The following is a 15,289-nucleotide window of genomic DNA, read 5'->3' as shown; positions in this document are numbered from 1 at the left end:
TGCGTACCACATGTTGCGCCGCCATACGCGCCATGTCACTGACCCATTTATGAGGCCCTCTTAATGCCAGTCGTTGTTGTTGAGTCCCCGGCTAAAGCCAAGACAATTAACAAATATTTGGGCTCTGACTATGTTGTGCTGGCGTCTTACGGCCACGTGCGCGATTTGCCTCCAAAGGACGGGTCCGTCAATCCGGAGGCCGATTTCGAAATGAAATGGGAGATCGCCAATGACTCGCGCAAGCACGTCTCCGCGATCGCCGAAGCGCTCAAAGATGACAACGCGCTGATTCTCGCAACAGACCCTGATCGCGAGGGAGAGGCCATCTCGTGGCACCTCGAGGAGGCCCTGCGCAAGCGGCGCGCGATCAAGAAAGACACGCCCGTGAGCCGCGTGGTCTTCAACGCGATCACGAAGACCGCCGTCACCGAAGCAATGCAGAATCCGCGCGAGATTGATGCGCCTTTGGTCGAGGCTTACCTGGCACGACGCGCGTTGGACTATCTTGTGGGCTTCAACCTGTCGCCGGTGCTGTGGCGGAAACTGCCGGGCGCACGGTCTGCTGGACGCGTCCAGTCTGTCTGCCTGCGTCTTATCGTTGAGCGCGAGATGGAGATCGAAGCCTTCAATCCGCGCGAATACTGGTCGGTCAAGGCGGCGTTTGAGACGCCCCGCGGACAAGGATATGAAGCCCGGTTGACGATCCTGGGCGGAAAAAAGCTGGACCGCTACGACATCGAGACCGCGACTGCGGCTGAACTGGCCGTGCAGGCTGTGACCTCACGTACGTTGCGCGTCGATTCCGTTGAGGCCAAGCCGACCTCCCGCAACCCCTCGCCGCCTTTCATGACATCCACGCTTCAGCAGGAAGCCAGCCGCAAGTTCGGCATGGGCGCGCGGCAAACGATGAACGCGGCTCAGCGTCTCTACGAGGCTGGCCACATCACCTATATGCGGACCGACGGGATCGACATGGCGCCCGAGGCAGTCGCCGGGACGCGCGACGCCATCAAGGAGCGCTATGGCGCGAATTTTGTGCCCGAGAGCCCGCGTGTCTACAAAAACAAGGCCAAGAACGCGCAAGAGGCCCATGAATGTATCCGCCCAACGGATATGATGCGCGATGCGACGGACCTCAAACTGCAAGACGCAGATCAACGCAAGCTCTACGATCTGATCTGGAAGCGGACGATGGCCTGTCAGATGGCAGGCGCGAAGCTGGAGCGGACAACTGTCGATGTCCTGTCGGAGGACGGTCAGGTGGGCCTGCGCGCGACGGGCCAGCGGATCCTCTTTGAGGGCTTTTTGAAGGTCTACGAGGAAGGCCGGGATGATGTTGTCGAGGACGATGACCGCATCCTGCCCCAGATAGACAAGGGCGAGCCGGCCAAATTCCGGGCCGCTTTGAGCGCAGATGCCGCGAAGGCCAAGGAAAACGGTGCAGCCGTTCTGGCCGAAAACGAGGCCGTCCTGGCCCAGCAGCACCATACCCAACCCCCGCCCCGCTATACTGAGGCGACCCTTGTCAAGCGCATGGAAGAGTTGGGGATCGGGCGCCCGTCCACCTATGCCTCCATTGTGACGACGATTCAGGACCGCGAATACGTTCGCAAGGACAAGAACCGGCTTTTCCCCGAAGACAAAGGCCGGATCGTCACGCATTTCCTGATGAACTTCTTCCGCCGCTATGTGGAATATGATTTCACCGCCGGTCTCGAAGACCAGCTTGATCATGTCAGCGCGGGTGAAGCCGACTACAAGGAATTGTTGCAGAAGTTCTGGCGCGATTTTCATGCCGCCGTGACAGAAGCCTCCGATCTGCGGATCTCTGAGGTCCTTGATGTTTTGGATGACGCGCTTGCGCCGCAATTGTATCCGCCCCGCGAGGATGGGTCAGACCCGCGCGTCTGCCCGAAATGCGGAAACGGACAGCTTCACCTCAAGACGTCCAAGACGGGCGGTTTCGTCGGCTGTGGAAATTATCCGGAATGCACCTACACGCGCCCGATTGCGGGTGAGGGTGCAGATGGTGACGAGCGGCTTCTGGGCGAAGACGGCGGTGATGAGATTTGGCTGAAGTCGGGCCGCTTTGGACCCTATGTGCAGCGCGGCGAACCCACGCCGGAGAACAAGAAACCCCCGCGCGCATCCTTGCCGCGCGGTTGGTCCAAGGATGACATGGACCTCGCCAAGGCGCTCACCTTGCTCAGCTTGCCCCGGGAAATCGGGGAGCATCCCGAGGGCGGCATGATCAAGTCAAACTTCGGTCGCTTTGGGCCGTATATCATGCACCAAGGGCCCGAAGACGCGAAGCCTGTCTACGCCAATCTCAAGGATCCGAACGATGTGTTCGAGGTGGGCATGAACCGTGCCGTTGAACTTCTGGCGGAAAAGCGCGCGAATCCGGGTCGCCGCGGCGGTGGTGCCGCGGCCAAGCCGTTGCGCGAACTGGGTGAGCATCCCGATGATGGCGGTCCGATCAATATCATGGATGGCCGCTACGGGGCCTACATCAAATGGGAAAAGGTCAACGCAACGCTTCCCAAGGATGTGAAGCCTGAGGACGTGACCGTGGAAATGGCGACGGCGCTGATTGCCGAGAAAGCCGCCAAGAAAGGCGGACGCAAGAAAGCGGCACCCAAGAAAAAGCCGGCGGCAAAGAAGAAGCCTGCGGCCAAAAAGAAGCCTGCGGCCAAGGACAGCTGATCTTTTCTCCGCCCCACGAAAAAAGGCCCGGACGCATCGCCCGGGCCTTTTTCTTGAGAAACTGAATTCTGTCTTACTGAAGCCGAGCACCCACGTGCTGGATCGCATCGTCAATCAGGGCTGCACCATCTTTGGCGGTCAGCTGGCCTGCAACAACCTCCTGAGCGGCAGCAACGGCAATGGTTGCGGCTGTGTCGCGAACATCCTTTACGGCAGACGCTTCAGCCGAGGCCAATTGCTCTTCCGCAGCGGCCAAACGGCGCGCGATGGAGGCTTTCAGATCTTCCTTGGCCTGCTCTGCCGCGGCGGAAGCTTCGGACTTGGCGGCGGCTACAATGCGATCCGCCTGTTCCTGAACTTCTTGCTGCTTGCGCTCATACGACGCCAGCAGGGTTTGCGCTTCCTCGCGGATCGCGCGGGCTTCGTCGAGATCGTTGCGGATCCCTTCGGCCCGTTTGTCGAGCATGCCGCCCAAGGTCGGGAAGACTTTGAAGTACAGCAGGACGCCCACGAAAAGCAGGAAACCGATCAGGACCACAAAGTCCGTGTTGGCCAACGAGAAGAAGGGCTTGTCCTTGCCGGCGGCCAAAGCGGGCCCGGCAGCGGCGATGAGCGCCAATGTCGTCAATACGCGCATCTTGTTACCCCTTCACCTTGGCAGCCACGGCCGCATCGATGGCCTTTGCGTCAGCTTTACCGCCAAGCGCTTCGATGATGGCTGCCGCCGTATCTTTTGCGACCACTGAGACGTTCTCCATGGCGGAGGCGCGAATGTCAGCGATGGCTTTCTCGGACTCGGCTGCCTTTGCTGCGATCTCAGCGTCTGCCTTGTCCGTCGCCGCTTGCAAATCCGCCGCGATTTCCGCGCGGGTTTCAGCGACAATATTCTGTGCTTCGGCACGGGCATCCGCCAGCGCCTTGTTGTAGGCCGCTTCGGCCTCTTCCGCCTGACGCTTCAGCTCTTCAGCCTGGGACAGGTCGTTTGTAATCGTGCCCTGACGTTCGGCCAGCACCGCCGCGATACGCGGCAAGGCAACCCGTGACAGGACAAAAAAGATCACGATCAGCGTGATGACAAGCCAGAAAACCTGGTTGCCCATCCAATCGACGCAGAGCTGGGGCATGCCAATCGCGGACCCATTCGGGCCGACGCATGCGCCTGCGAGCTCTTCCTGATATGGCTCGGTTGCCATGATGTCCTCCGTCAGAACTTACTGAGACTTTTGGGTTTACACGGGCGGACCAGATGGCTGGCCCGCCCAACGTAAGGATCCGTAAGCTCTAGCTTAGACGGCAAACATCAGCAGCAGCGCGACGAGGAAGGCGAAGATGCCCAGAGCCTCGGCGAAGGCGATGCCGATGAAGAGAGTAGCTGTTTGGCCGGGAGCGGCCGAGGGGTTGCGCAGCGCGCCGGCGAGGAAGTTGCCAGCAACATTGCCCACACCGATTGCGGCTGCGCCGGAACCGATTGCTGCGAGACCTGCGCCGATATGTGCGAGTTGACCTTCCATGGTGGTATCTCCTTACGATTGGAAGTTTAGCTTGTGCGACGCTAACCCATGACAGGCCGGTGCCGCGCGTCTGGTGAATTAGTGATGCGGATGCAGCGCGTCCTTGAGGTAGACGCATGTGAGGATCGTGAACACGTAGGCCTGGATAAAGGACACGAGGACCTCCAGCGCGTAGATGCCCACGATGCCGATCAAGGCCAGTGGCGCGACGGCAGTGATGGCCGCGAAGCCTGCGAACACCTTTAGAACCGCGTGGCCCGCCATGATGTTGCCCGCCAATCGAATGGAATGGCTCACGGGGCGCACGAAGTACGAAATCAGCTCGATCACAGCGAGGATCGGGCGCAGCGCCATGGGTGCGCTTGAAACCCAGAAGAGGCTCAGGAACGATGCACCGTTTTTCACGAAGCCCAGCACGGTGACAGCGATAAAGACGCCGAAGCCCAGGATCGATGTCACTGCGATCATGGATGTCGGCGAGTAGGACATCGGGATGAGCGCCAGGAAATTGGAAAACAGGATGAAGATGAAGAGAGTGAAGATGTAGGGGAAGTACTTCACAGCGTCTTTGCCGGTCACGTCTTCAATCATCTTGTAAACGAATCCGTAGGCCAGTTCGGCCACCGATTGAACGCGGCTCGGGATGATGCCACGACCGGCTGTCCCGATCACCATCAGGCCAATCGTGCAGACAACGGCCAGAGCCAGCCAAAGCGTCAGATTTGTCACTGTGAACATGCCCACCGGACCATCGCCAAACAGGGGTTTGACAATAAACTGGTCCATCGGGTGGAAAACAAGACCGCCGCCTTCGCCGTTTGCCTCAGTCGCCATTCTGCGTCTCCTCTGCGCTTGCGCGCGCTTCCGTCTTTGTCTGGGCTTCCTGTGCGGTGCGCATCATCGTTTTGACGCCAGCCGCAAGCCCCAAGAATATAAACAGCACCATGAGGAAGGGTTGCGTTCCAAAGAGGATGTCCAACCCGTATCCGATGCCAAAGCCAATCCCCAATCCGGACACCAGCTCGATAACCATTCGCCAGGCCAGTTGCGCCTGAGAATAATGCTCCTCCTGGTGCGGTTTGGGCGCATCCTTGGCCTTTTGAGCCTCGATCCGCGCCTCAAGTGCACGTAGCCGGTCCTTCGTCTCGGTGTCCGTCACGCGCCCCTCCAGCGTTGAAGCTTTGGACAGGTTGCTATGTCTCCCACGCCTCAGAGTCAAGAAAGCGCGGAGCACAGGATGACGCATCCTAAATATCTGTATTTAAACACTTTTGTTGGGTCATATCTGCTTCATGCTTTACCGCAGCCCCCACCTGAGGGCGCAGATGCTGCAAAACAGCATATTCAACCAATCGGTTGACGAACCCGAAGCCCTGCCCCATCACGGGTGCCATGTCAGATACGCTTGATATCGTTTTTGCCGCGCTGGGGGATCCGACGCGCCGCCATATCCTGACCATGTTGCTGGAGGATGACATGGCAGTCACGGATGTGGCGGAACCGTTTGATATGTCGCTGGCGGCTGTCTCAAAGCATCTCACCATCCTCACACGGGCCGGGCTGATTTCTCAGGAGAAGCGGGGCCGCGTGAAATGGTGCAAACTCGAGCCCGACGCGCTGCGCGCGGCTTCAGTCTGGATGCAAAGCTTCGGGCAATTCGAGCCTGTCCATCTCGATGCGTTTGAGCGATTTCTCGAAACGGAACTGGGGGAAGACGAGGCCACACTATTACGCGACACACCTTGACGGCTTATGACGCCATTAGAACACACACCGGTACCAGCACTTACAACACAATGGCCTCGTCTGCCTCAAACTACGACGGGGCGGGTGCGAACTCACTGGGAAAAGCAGGGGCGCGTTCCCCTCAAAGTTCGAACGCGGCCACATTTGCTTTCAGGAATTGCAGCAATGCCTGAACTTTGGGCGTTCTGTGCAAATCGACATGGGTCACGAGCCAGAACGAAGCAGACCAGCTCTCGAGCGGCGGCATCACTTCGACCAGCTTGTGATCGCGCGCTTCCCAGGGGGTATAGAAGCCGACGCCCACGCCTGCACGAATTGCGGCCTGCGCCGCTTGTCGGTTGTCCGTCCGAAAAATGATCTGGTTTTCATCGACCGTCTCAATCAACCAGCGATAGGCTGGCGCACGTGGCTTCGGATCATCTGGCCCCACAAACTGCATCTTGCTGAGATCACGGTTATCGCCAAAGGGCGCGAGATAGTCTTCGGTCGCAAAGAGGCCGAAGCTGTGTTTCGTGAAGTGCTGGACGACATTGTCAGGTTGATCTGGCGCGACGCTGCCCGCGCGGATCGCAACATGCGCTTCGCCATATTCCAACCGGGCGAGCTGCTCTCCGGCCAGATACCGCAGCCTGATCCGGGGCCGTTCTTTTTGGAACTCTGCCAGAAGCGGCACAAGCACATCCGCCAGAAGCGACAGAGACGTCACCACGAGCTCTCCCGTGACATCTTCGCCCCGGCCCCGAAGCCTGCCGCCCAGTTGTGACAGTTGATCGTCCGTCGTCCGGGCCACGCGCGCGAGATCCTCACCGGCTTCTGTTGGCGTATACCCCCGCGCGTGGCGTTGAAACAGTTTGACACCGAGCCTGTCTTCGAGGGCATCGATATGGCGGATCACGGTCGCATGATGCACGCCCAAGGCATCGGCAGCACCGCTGACCGTCCCTTCCCTAACCACGTAATATGCCGTGCGCACTTCATCCCAGTTATCCATCATGTGCTCCCGGCATCTGTGCATTTTCAAACATCCACTGATCGAAATCGCAAATTGCGTTCGCATTTGCAATGTCTAGTTTGCCCTCAACGATACCCGCACAAGGATTTACGAGATGACCGAGACACTCCTCAAGATCGACGCCTCCGCCCGCATGCAAGGGTCTGTGACCCGGCAAATGACGATGGACATCGTGGAACAGTTGCAACCGGCCAACACACTCAATCGCGATCTCGCCGAGGCGCCGCTGCCGCAATTGTCAGAAACATGGGTCACTGCGAATTTCACGCCAAGCGATGCCCGTACGCAGGCGCAGCGTGATGTGCTGGCCCTGTCAGACGCCTTGATCGAAGAGCTCACGCAAGCGGAGACGATTGTCATCGGTTTGCCCATCTACAACTTCGGCGTGCCTACCGCTCTGAAGGCCTGGATTGATCTGGTTGCCCGCGCGGGCGTGACATTCCGCTATAGCGAGAACGGCCCAGTGGGTCTGCTGGAGGGCAAGCGCGCCATCATCGCCGTGGCCTCAGGTGGCACCCCCGTTGATAGCCAGATCGATTTCGCCACACCCTATCTGCGCCATGCGCTTGGCTTTATCGGCATCACCGATGTGACCGTGATCGCCGCCGATGCCCTTGGTCAGGGTGCCGAGGAAAAACAGGCCGCCGCTCAGGAGGCCATCGCGGCCCTCGCCGCCTGAGAAGCGACCCGAGACGCTCCCTGACGCGCAATCGCCCGGGTTGACTCGCACAGCCCGGGCGCTTAGACCGCAGCCCATGCCGGAAGCTTCAGCTTTCCGGTCCTGAAATACTCAGGATCGCCCCCCGTCAGCGCGTTGCGCCCACGGGGGTCGTGCTCGTTTGGGGCATGCCGATGGCAGTGTGTCGCCCGGGCATTTGTCGTTTTGCCGGTGTGTGCATACCTTATGCCACATCACGAAGTTGGAAGGAGGGCTCGGGCCCGATGTTTGAAAACCTATCCGAACGCCTCTCCGGCGTCTTCGACCGGCTCACGAAGCAGGGCGCGCTTTCCGAGGATGACGTCAAAACCGCCCTACGCGAGGTGCGTGTGGCCCTGCTGGAGGCCGACGTCTCGCTTCCCGTGGCGCGCGATTTTGTCAAAGCGGTTCAGGCGAAAGCCACCGGCCAGGCGGTTACCAAATCCGTCACGCCGGGACAGCAGGTCATCAAGATCGTGCATGACGAGCTCAAACATGTGCTCGCAGGCGAAAAAGATGGCGAAGAGGGCAAGCTCAGGATCGACAACGCGCCCGCTCCGATCCTAATGGTTGGCCTGCAGGGCTCAGGTAAGACGACGACCACAGGCAAGCTCGCCAAACGCCTGAAAGAGAAAGACGGCAAGAAGATCCTCATGGCCTCGCTCGATATCTATCGCCCTGCGGCGATGGATCAGTTGGCCGTGCTGGGCACGCAAGTGGGCGTTGATACATTGCCCATCGTGAAGGGCGAAAGCGCGGTCCAGATTGCCAAGCGCGCCAAGCAGCAGGCGATGCTGGGCGGCTATGACGTCTATATGCTCGACACGGCCGGACGCCTTCAGATCGACCAGACACTGATGCAAGAGGTTGAGGATGTCCGCGACGTGGTCTCGCCGCGCGAGACGCTCCTTGTCGTTGATGGCCTGACCGGTCAGGTCGCCGTCGAAGTGGCTGAAGAGTTTGACGACAAAATCGGCATCTCCGGCGTCGTGCTGACGCGGATGGACGGCGACGGGCGCGGCGGCGCGGCGCTCTCGATGCGCGCAGTCACGGGCAAGCCGATCAAATTCGTAGGCCTTGGCGAGAAGATGGACGCGCTTGAGACCTTCGAGCCCGATCGCATCGCGGGCCGCATCCTGGGCATGGGCGATATCGTGGCCCTCGTCGAGAAGGCGCAGGAAACGCTTGAGATCGAACAAGCCGAGCGCATGATGAAGCGCTTTCAAAAGGGCATGTTCAACTTCAACGACCTGAAATCCCAGATGGAGCAGATGCTCAAGATGGGCGGCATGCAGGGCATGATGGGCATGATGCCCGGCATGGCCAAGATGGCCAAACAGGTCGAGGATGCAGGCTTTGACGACAAGATCATCCGCCAGCAGATCGCCCTCATCAACTCGATGACCAAGAAAGAGCGCGCGAACCCCAAGCTCCTGCAAGCCAGCCGCAAGAAACGCATCGCCGCAGGCGCGGGCATGGATGTCTCGGACCTCAACAAGCTTCTCAAGATGCAGCGCCAGATGGGCGACATGATGAAGAAGATGGGCAAGATGGGCAAAGGCGGCATGCTCAAACAGGCCATGAAAGGCATGTTCGGCAAGGGCGGCATGCCTGACGGAATGGACCCCGCCGCGATGGCGGGCATGGGCGCCGATCCCAAGGCGCTGGAACAGGCTGCAAAAGCACTTGGCAAAGGCGGCCTCGGCGGCATGCCCGGTATGGGCGGCGGCGCCCTGCCCCCCGGCCTCTCGGGCTTTGGAAAGAAAAAGTAACGCCCCATGCATTTCGCCAGCGCCATATCCTTTCAGCCCCGCGCTGAAGCGCCCCGCCTGAGCGCGGGCGAGGTGGCATTGCGCGGCCATGTGCTGGCGGATTTCGATGCGTTCTGGGCCTTCTTCCAGACAGATCGCGCGGCTTATGTGGGAACGCCCAAAACGCCGACGCATCTTTGGTACGGGCTGGGCTCCGAGATCGCGTCCTGGCAGATGCGCGGCATCGGTGGATGGGCGGTCGAGCTGAACGGTGCGCTGGCCGGGCAAGTGGCGATCATGCAGCCGCCGCATTTTCCCGAGGTCGAAATTGGCTGGACGCTCTTTGACGGGTTCGAGGGGCGCAATATCGGCTTCCGTGCCGCCCGGCTCGCCTTGGATTGGTTCTGGTCGACAACGGATCACCCCAGCCTTGTGAGCTACATAACGCCCGAGAACGCACGCTCTATCGCCCTTGCAGAACGGCTCGGCGCATCCCATGACCCGCTGGCCATCCTACCGGCCGACGAGACACCTGCGGAGACGATCGTCTATCGTCATCGGAGGCCTGCATGATGCGTTGCACACAACCGACGCTGGGTCCAGCTTTGGATCAAGTGGCGACGATGGGGGCCTCGATCCCTGTGCTGCGTGGGCCTCGTGTCACGCTGCGGGCGCCCAAGCTCCGCGATTTTCCCGCTTATCAGGAGATCATCTGTTCCGAACACGGGCAGTTCCTGGGCCCGGAGAACGCCAGTCCGAGTGAAGCGTGGTACGGGTTTGCCGCCATGACCGGCGGATGGCTTCTGCATGGGCATGGCGGCTGGGCTGTGGAGCTATCCGCCGGTGAAGCGGCGGGGGAAACCGTTGGGTTTGTGCTCATCGGTCTGGAGCCTGGAGATCTGGAGCCAGAGCTTGGCTATCTCTTCCGCGCGGCCTTTGAAGGTCAGGGGCTGGCCTTTGAAGCCGCGAGCCTTGCCCTCTCGCACGCCAGCGCCGCGCTGCAGTTCCCAAGCCTCGTGAGCTATATCGACCCCGAGAACAGCCGCTCTGTCGCATTGGCCAAAGCGCTGGGTGCCGCGCCCGATGGCACGGTCAGCGGCAGCGTCGTCTATCGCCACCTGATGGATGGCGACGGAGCCCCGGAGGCTTACGCATGACGATCCTGAAAGTGAACATTCCCGTCATCGAGACAGAGCGTCTGCGCCTGCGCGAGCCGCGCGAGAGCGATTTGCCCGCCGTGATTTCTTTCATGGGCTCCGAACGGTCGCGCTTTGTGGGCGGACCCGTTGCAGAACATCACGCCTTCCGCAGCTACGCGGCGAGTTTGGGCCACTGGATGCTGCGGGGCTATGGCTTCTGGATGGTAGCTGATCTTGCGACCGATGCCCCTTTGGGTCGCGTGGGTTTTCTTTACGGCACCGGTTGGCATGAACCAGAGCTCGGCTGGCAAATGTTCGAAGGCGCCGAGGGCAAGGGGATGGCCTATGAGGCGGCCAAAGCCGCGCGAGCCTATGGACGCGCGAAACTTGGCCTCGATGGTGTGATCTCATACCTAAACCCGGCGAATACGCGATCCATGGCGCTCGCCAAACGGCTGGGCTGCACCCATGAGCGCGACGTGACCTTCTTCGGTGAAGAGGGGATCGGCATTTGGCGTCATCCCAAGGGAGGCACCTCATGATCTATAATATTCCGATTATCGAGACGCGGCGCTTGGTCCTGCGCGGGCCCGAGGCCGAAGACTACCCGGATTTCAAAGCGACCTTCTCCAGCTACCGCGCGCGTTTCATGGGCGGGCCCCTCAATGCCTATGAGGCCTGGATGCTCTATGCAGCCGAGATCGGCCACTGGCAGATCCGTGGCTACGGCATGTGGATGATCCACGACAAGGATACCGACGAGACGCTGGGCATGGCGGGCGGCTGGAAACCTGCGAAATGGCCCGAGGCGGAGATCGCCTGGATCATCTGGCCCGACAAGGCTGGCCATGGCATCGCGCTTGAGGCGACCCATGCCGCGCGCGGCTACTTCTACAAGGAGCTCGGTTGGGAGGGCGCGGTCAGTTATCTCGACCCCAAGAACCTCGACAGCATTCGCCTTGCCGAACGTCTGGGTGCCGTGCGCGACAAGGAAGCGCCCACGGTGGATGGCAATGACGTGGTCTACCGCCACCCCTCGCCCGCGCAACTCGATGGCACGCAGCTCTCCCATGGGATCGACATGGAGATCAGCCATTACGCCGACCCGCTCTTCAAGCCGAAAGGATACGCCCTTGACTGACGCGACCAAAGACGTCGTGGCCACCGCCGCCGCCGTGCTTGCCGAACATCGCAGCAGCATCGACCGGCTTGATGCGATCCTCGTCTACACGTTGGGCGAGCGGTTCAAACACACGCAGGCTGTGGGAAAACTCAAAGCCGAACACGACCTTCCGCCGTCCGATCCCTCCCGCGAGGCCGATCAGATCGCACGGCTCGAAGACCTGGCGCGCCGCGCCGATCTCGACCCGGAATTTGCCAAGAAATTCCTGAACTTCATCATCGCTGAAGTCATTCAGCACCACAAACAACACCAATCCTGAGCTCAACCAGCTCACACCGCCATTCAAGGAGAAAACCAATGGCCATTAAAATCCGTCTTGCCCGTGGTGGCTCGAAAAAGCGTCCCTTCTACCGCATCGTGGCGGCCGACAGCCGCATGCCCCGCGACGGCCGCTTCATCGAAAAGCTCGGCACCTATAACCCGCTCCTGCCCAAGGACAGCGAAGAACGCGTGAAAATGGACGTGGAACGCGTGCAATACTGGCTGGGCCAGGGCGCGCAAACCACGGACCGCGTTGCCCGTTTCCTCGAAGCGGCAGGCCTGGCCGAGAAGACCGAACGCGCCAACCCCAAGAAGGGTGCGCCCGGCAAGAAAGCGCAGGAGCGCGCTGAGGAGAAAGCCGAGAAGGCCGCCGCCGCTGCAGAAGCCCCTGCCGAAGAAGCCGCAGCCGCGGACGAATAAGGTGATCCGGGGGGCGCGGGCATGACATCTCTGCGTCCCACGCCTAAAATGACAATCGCCGAGGCAGTGCATCCGCGCTGCCTCGTTGCATTTGACGCCCTCGCAAGAGTTCAACCGAAACGGAGACCTGCCATGGGATTTCTACTGCACCCCATCCGTACCCTGATGCTGGTGGGAGGGGCTTTTCTCGCGGGCGTCTTTTATGAGAAGTACGAAACACACCAACGCTGCATTCTGGCCGGTGGCCAGGTTCAAGAGGGGGTTTGCCGATGAGCGAAGACCGGATCTGCGTCGCGTCAATTGCAGGGGCGTATGGCGTTCGGGGCGAAGTGCGTCTCAAGAGTTTTACGGCCCAGCCCGAAGCGGTCGCCGCTTATGCCCCACTAACGACCGAGGATGGTCAGCGGAGTTTTGACGTCTCCCTTGGTCAGTCCATCAAGGGGGGCTTTTCCGCGCGGCTGTCCGGCGTGACCAGCAAGGAAGAGGCCGATGCTTTGCGCGGGGTTGCGCTTTACGCGCCGCGAGACCGGCTGCCGCAACTGCCAGATGATGAGTTTTATCATGCCGATCTGATCGGGATCGAGGTCGTTGACACGGGCGGCGCTGTTCTTGGCCGCGTCAAGGCGGTTCACAATCATGGCGCGGATGATCTGCTGGAAATCCATGGCCCCAAATTGAAGGCCACGGTTTTGCTGCCCTTCACGAAGGCCTGCGCGCCGACGGTCGATCTGACCGCAGGACGCATTGTCGCCGATCCTCCGGAAGGGTTGTTTTGAGCCATGGCTGCGCCAACCAAATCTCACGGTCGTAAGACCATCCGCGCCACGCTTCAGCCGCGCGCGTTGATGGAAGAGAAAACCGAACTCAAAGGTGCCTTCTCCGCACGGGTCATCACGCTGTTTCCTGAGCTTTTCCCCGGCATTCTCGGGGCATCTCTGACGGGCAAGGCGCTGGATGACGGTCTGTGGCAGCTGCACACGATCGACCTGCGACGGTATGGCGAGGGCAAGCATCGCAACGTCGATGATACCCCATCAGGCGGCGGCGCGGGCATGGTTTTGCGCGCGGATGTCGTCGGCAAAGCGATCGAGGCAGCCCGCGCGATGGGAGACGGGCCCATCGTCTACCTGTCTCCGCGAGGGCACCCTTTCAATCAGCAGATGGCCCATACCCTCGCGGCGGCTCCCGGCGTGACCCTTCTGTGCGGGCGCTTTGAGGGGGTCGATGAACGCGTTTTGGAGCATTACGGCGTCGAAGAAGTCAGCCTTGGAGATTATGTCCTGACCGGTGGGGAAATCGCGGCGCAAGCGGTGCTGGATGCCACCGTACGGTTGATCCCGGGCGTTTTGGGCAATGCGGATTCAGCTGTGGATGAGAGCTTTTCGAATGGGCTGCTCGAACATCCGCAATACACGCGGCCTGCGAGCTGGATGGGGCGCACGATCCCCGATGTGCTGACATCGGGCAATCACAAGGCCGTCGAGGCCTGGCGGCGGGCGCAATCCGAAGCCCTCACCAAAGAGCGCCGACCAGATCTCTGGGCGGCCCACTCCAAAGCTGAGGAGTAACCCCCGCTGTTGGCCTGTGCCCACTGCACTGGTGTTTATGCCTTGATTGCAACCGGTTTCAATGACACCCTCTCGCAAGGGAGGACGCAGCATGGCGACATCGAAACGCACGGGCTATTTCTCGGAAGAGACCGTTGATCTGGAGGCCTTCCGCGCGCTTGTCGAGCATAGGTGCACCGCGCAAGATGCACCAATGGCGGCCGACATCCTCGGCAATGTCCCGATTTATGACGTGGCGCAGCTGGATCTGACCGACCCTGACATGCGCACCCGTGTTCTCGCGGAATGGGCGCAAATTCTTCTGGATGGCGCCGGAGTGTTTGCGTTGCGCGGGGCCTATGCGGATACGGCGCCCATCGATGCCGCAACGGCTGTCTTCATGGATATTATCCAAAACGAGACCGCCGCGGGAGGCGGCGCAGATCATTTCGCGGCAGCAGGGTCGAATGCGCGCATTTGGAACGTGGTCGAAAAACTCTGTCACGCGGCGCCCGACGTCTTTGCGCGGTATTTCGGCAATTCGGCGATTGCTGCGGCCTGTGAGGCCTGGCTGGGGCCGGGATACCAGATGACCGCACAGGTCAATCTCGTGCGTCCCGGCGGCGGTGCGCAAACCTGCCACCGTGATTACCATCTGGGCTTCATGACATCCGAGCAAGCGGCACGCTACCCGGCCCATGTCCACAGGCTTTCGCCCGTTTTGACGCTGCAAGGTGCCATTGCCCATTGCGACATGCCCGTTGAAAGCGGGCCCACGAAACTCTTGCCGTTTTCCCAGCGCTACGACGCGGGGTACATGGCCTACCGACGCCCCGAATTCTCGGAGTATTTCGAGGAGCACTACGTTCAGGTTCCCCTGATGAAGGGAGATGCCCTGTTCTTCAATCCGGCGCTTTTTCATGCGGCGGGGGCCAATACATCCAAGGATATCGAACGTCTGGCCAATCTCGTGCAGGTGTCCTCACCGATGGGGATTGCCATGGAAAGCATGGATCGGCATGCGATGTGCAAGCGGCTCTATGGGCCGTTGCGAGAGGCGGCTCAAGATATGCCCCCGCTGGATGTCGAGGCGGCCATCGCGGCCTGTGCCGATGGCTATGCCTTCCCGACGTCGCTTGATCGGGATCCGCCCGTGGGTGGCCTCGCGCCTGAAACACAAGCTGACATCATGCGCCGGGCCATTGCCGAGAATTGGGAGCAGGGACAGTTCAAAGCCGCGCTCAGAGACCGGGCCCTGCGGCGCTACGGCGACTGATCCGGTCAAGAGACGCGCTTCTGTGCACTGGTTTTGCGCC

Annotated in this window: 20 protein-coding genes; 14 read left to right on the top strand and 6 right to left on the bottom strand. The window is 60.7% G+C overall.

What is annotated here, in order from left to right; all coding sequences use genetic code 11:
* Window positions 1-63: 63 nt before the first annotated feature.
* On the top strand, window positions 64-2,706 hold the full coding sequence (topA, locus tag ACP15S_RS01615; RefSeq protein ID WP_425037816.1) for a type I DNA topoisomerase: 2,643 nt from the start codon (window positions 64-66) through the stop codon (window positions 2,704-2,706).
* Window positions 2,707-2,779: 73 nt separating this feature from the next.
* On the opposite strand, the gene ACP15S_RS01610 is transcribed toward topA, so the two are convergent.
* From ACP15S_RS01610 to ACP15S_RS01590, 5 genes are all read right to left on the bottom strand, one after another.
* Window positions 2,780-3,343 carry a F0F1 ATP synthase subunit B gene (locus ACP15S_RS01610; RefSeq protein WP_425037815.1) on the bottom strand — a complete coding sequence of 188 codons (564 nt, stop codon included), beginning with the start codon at window positions 3,341-3,343 and terminating at the stop codon, window positions 2,780-2,782.
* 4 nt (window positions 3,344-3,347) lie between these two features.
* Window positions 3,348-3,899 (bottom strand): F0F1 ATP synthase subunit B', encoded by a 552-nt coding sequence (locus tag ACP15S_RS01605; protein ID WP_425037814.1) that lies wholly within the window; start codon window positions 3,897-3,899, stop codon window positions 3,348-3,350.
* Between the two features lie 93 nt (window positions 3,900-3,992).
* A complete protein-coding gene (locus tag ACP15S_RS01600) occupies window positions 3,993-4,217 on the bottom strand; it encodes a F0F1 ATP synthase subunit C (protein WP_425037812.1) in 225 nt (74 codons plus the stop codon).
* A 78-nt stretch (window positions 4,218-4,295) separates the two neighbouring features.
* A complete protein-coding gene (locus tag ACP15S_RS01595) occupies window positions 4,296-5,051 on the bottom strand; it encodes a F0F1 ATP synthase subunit A (protein WP_425037811.1) in 756 nt (251 codons plus the stop codon).
* The gene (locus tag ACP15S_RS01590; protein ID WP_425037809.1) at window positions 5,041-5,376 is read right to left on the bottom strand and encodes an AtpZ/AtpI family protein; all 336 of its coding nucleotides are present in this window, start codon (window positions 5,374-5,376) and stop codon (window positions 5,041-5,043) included. Before ACP15S_RS01590 ends, ACP15S_RS01595 begins: the two co-directional genes overlap by 11 nt.
* 233 nt (window positions 5,377-5,609) lie before the next feature.
* Here ACP15S_RS01590 and ACP15S_RS01585 point away from each other — a divergent pair, with 233 nt between their 5' ends.
* Window positions 5,610-5,963 (top strand): ArsR/SmtB family transcription factor, encoded by a 354-nt coding sequence (locus ACP15S_RS01585; protein WP_425037807.1) that lies wholly within the window; start codon window positions 5,610-5,612, stop codon window positions 5,961-5,963.
* A gap of 121 nt (window positions 5,964-6,084) precedes the next feature.
* Here the strand turns inward: ACP15S_RS01585 and ACP15S_RS01580 are convergent, their stop codons facing one another.
* A complete protein-coding gene (locus ACP15S_RS01580) occupies window positions 6,085-6,954 on the bottom strand; it encodes a LysR family transcriptional regulator (protein ID WP_425039628.1) in 870 nt (289 codons plus the stop codon).
* A gap of 115 nt (window positions 6,955-7,069) precedes the next feature.
* Between ACP15S_RS01580 and ACP15S_RS01575 the strand changes: the two genes are divergently transcribed.
* The 12 genes from ACP15S_RS01575 (at window position 7,070) to ACP15S_RS01520 (ending at window position 15,249) form a co-directional block, all read left to right on the top strand.
* Entirely contained in the window at window positions 7,070-7,654 is a 585-nt protein-coding gene (locus tag ACP15S_RS01575; protein ID WP_425037805.1) for an FMN-dependent NADH-azoreductase, read from the top strand.
* A gap of 263 nt (window positions 7,655-7,917) precedes the next feature.
* Window positions 7,918-9,444, top strand: coding sequence for a signal recognition particle protein (gene ffh / locus ACP15S_RS01570; protein WP_425037804.1), 1,527 nt, complete (start codon window positions 7,918-7,920; stop codon window positions 9,442-9,444).
* 6 nt (window positions 9,445-9,450) lie between these two features.
* Window positions 9,451-9,996, top strand: coding sequence for a GNAT family N-acetyltransferase (locus ACP15S_RS01565; protein ID WP_425037802.1), 546 nt, complete (start codon window positions 9,451-9,453; stop codon window positions 9,994-9,996).
* Entirely contained in the window at window positions 9,993-10,580 is a 588-nt protein-coding gene (locus tag ACP15S_RS01560; protein ID WP_425037801.1) for a GNAT family N-acetyltransferase, read from the top strand. Before ACP15S_RS01565 ends, ACP15S_RS01560 begins: the two co-directional genes overlap by 4 nt.
* On the top strand, window positions 10,577-11,104 hold the full coding sequence (locus ACP15S_RS01555) for a GNAT family N-acetyltransferase (RefSeq protein ID WP_425037800.1): 528 nt from the start codon (window positions 10,577-10,579) through the stop codon (window positions 11,102-11,104). Before ACP15S_RS01560 ends, ACP15S_RS01555 begins: the two co-directional genes overlap by 4 nt.
* Window positions 11,101-11,703, top strand: coding sequence for a GNAT family N-acetyltransferase (locus ACP15S_RS01550; RefSeq protein WP_425037798.1), 603 nt, complete (start codon window positions 11,101-11,103; stop codon window positions 11,701-11,703). Before ACP15S_RS01555 ends, ACP15S_RS01550 begins: the two co-directional genes overlap by 4 nt.
* Window positions 11,696-12,004 carry a chorismate mutase gene (locus ACP15S_RS01545; RefSeq protein ID WP_425037796.1) on the top strand — a complete coding sequence of 103 codons (309 nt, stop codon included), beginning with the start codon at window positions 11,696-11,698 and terminating at the stop codon, window positions 12,002-12,004. Before ACP15S_RS01550 ends, ACP15S_RS01545 begins: the two co-directional genes overlap by 8 nt.
* A gap of 38 nt (window positions 12,005-12,042) precedes the next feature.
* Window positions 12,043-12,426 carry a 30S ribosomal protein S16 gene (gene rpsP, locus ACP15S_RS01540; protein ID WP_425037795.1) on the top strand — a complete coding sequence of 128 codons (384 nt, stop codon included), beginning with the start codon at window positions 12,043-12,045 and terminating at the stop codon, window positions 12,424-12,426.
* 132 nt (window positions 12,427-12,558) lie between these two features.
* Window positions 12,559-12,699 carry a hypothetical protein gene (locus ACP15S_RS01535; protein ID WP_425037793.1) on the top strand — a complete coding sequence of 47 codons (141 nt, stop codon included), beginning with the start codon at window positions 12,559-12,561 and terminating at the stop codon, window positions 12,697-12,699.
* A complete protein-coding gene (rimM, locus tag ACP15S_RS01530; protein ID WP_425037792.1) occupies window positions 12,696-13,202 on the top strand; it encodes a ribosome maturation factor RimM in 507 nt (168 codons plus the stop codon). The genes ACP15S_RS01535 and rimM overlap by 4 nt, the downstream gene beginning before the upstream one ends.
* A gap of 3 nt (window positions 13,203-13,205) precedes the next feature.
* Window positions 13,206-13,994: a tRNA (guanosine(37)-N1)-methyltransferase TrmD gene (gene trmD / locus ACP15S_RS01525; RefSeq protein ID WP_425037790.1), complete on the top strand. Its 789-nt coding sequence runs from the start codon at window positions 13,206-13,208 to the stop codon at window positions 13,992-13,994.
* A 91-nt stretch (window positions 13,995-14,085) separates the two neighbouring features.
* Window positions 14,086-15,249, top strand: a complete 1,164-nt coding sequence (locus ACP15S_RS01520) for a phytanoyl-CoA dioxygenase family protein (RefSeq protein WP_425037788.1) — start codon at window positions 14,086-14,088, stop codon at window positions 15,247-15,249.
* Window positions 15,250-15,289: the final 40 nt, after the last annotated feature.

It is taken from the genome of Primorskyibacter sp. S187A, assembly GCF_049800955.1.
Classification (GTDB): Bacteria; Pseudomonadota; Alphaproteobacteria; order Rhodobacterales; family Rhodobacteraceae; genus JAKVBH01.
Note: the sequence above shows the minus strand (reverse complement) of the source record. Positions and strands in the feature narration are given on the sequence as shown.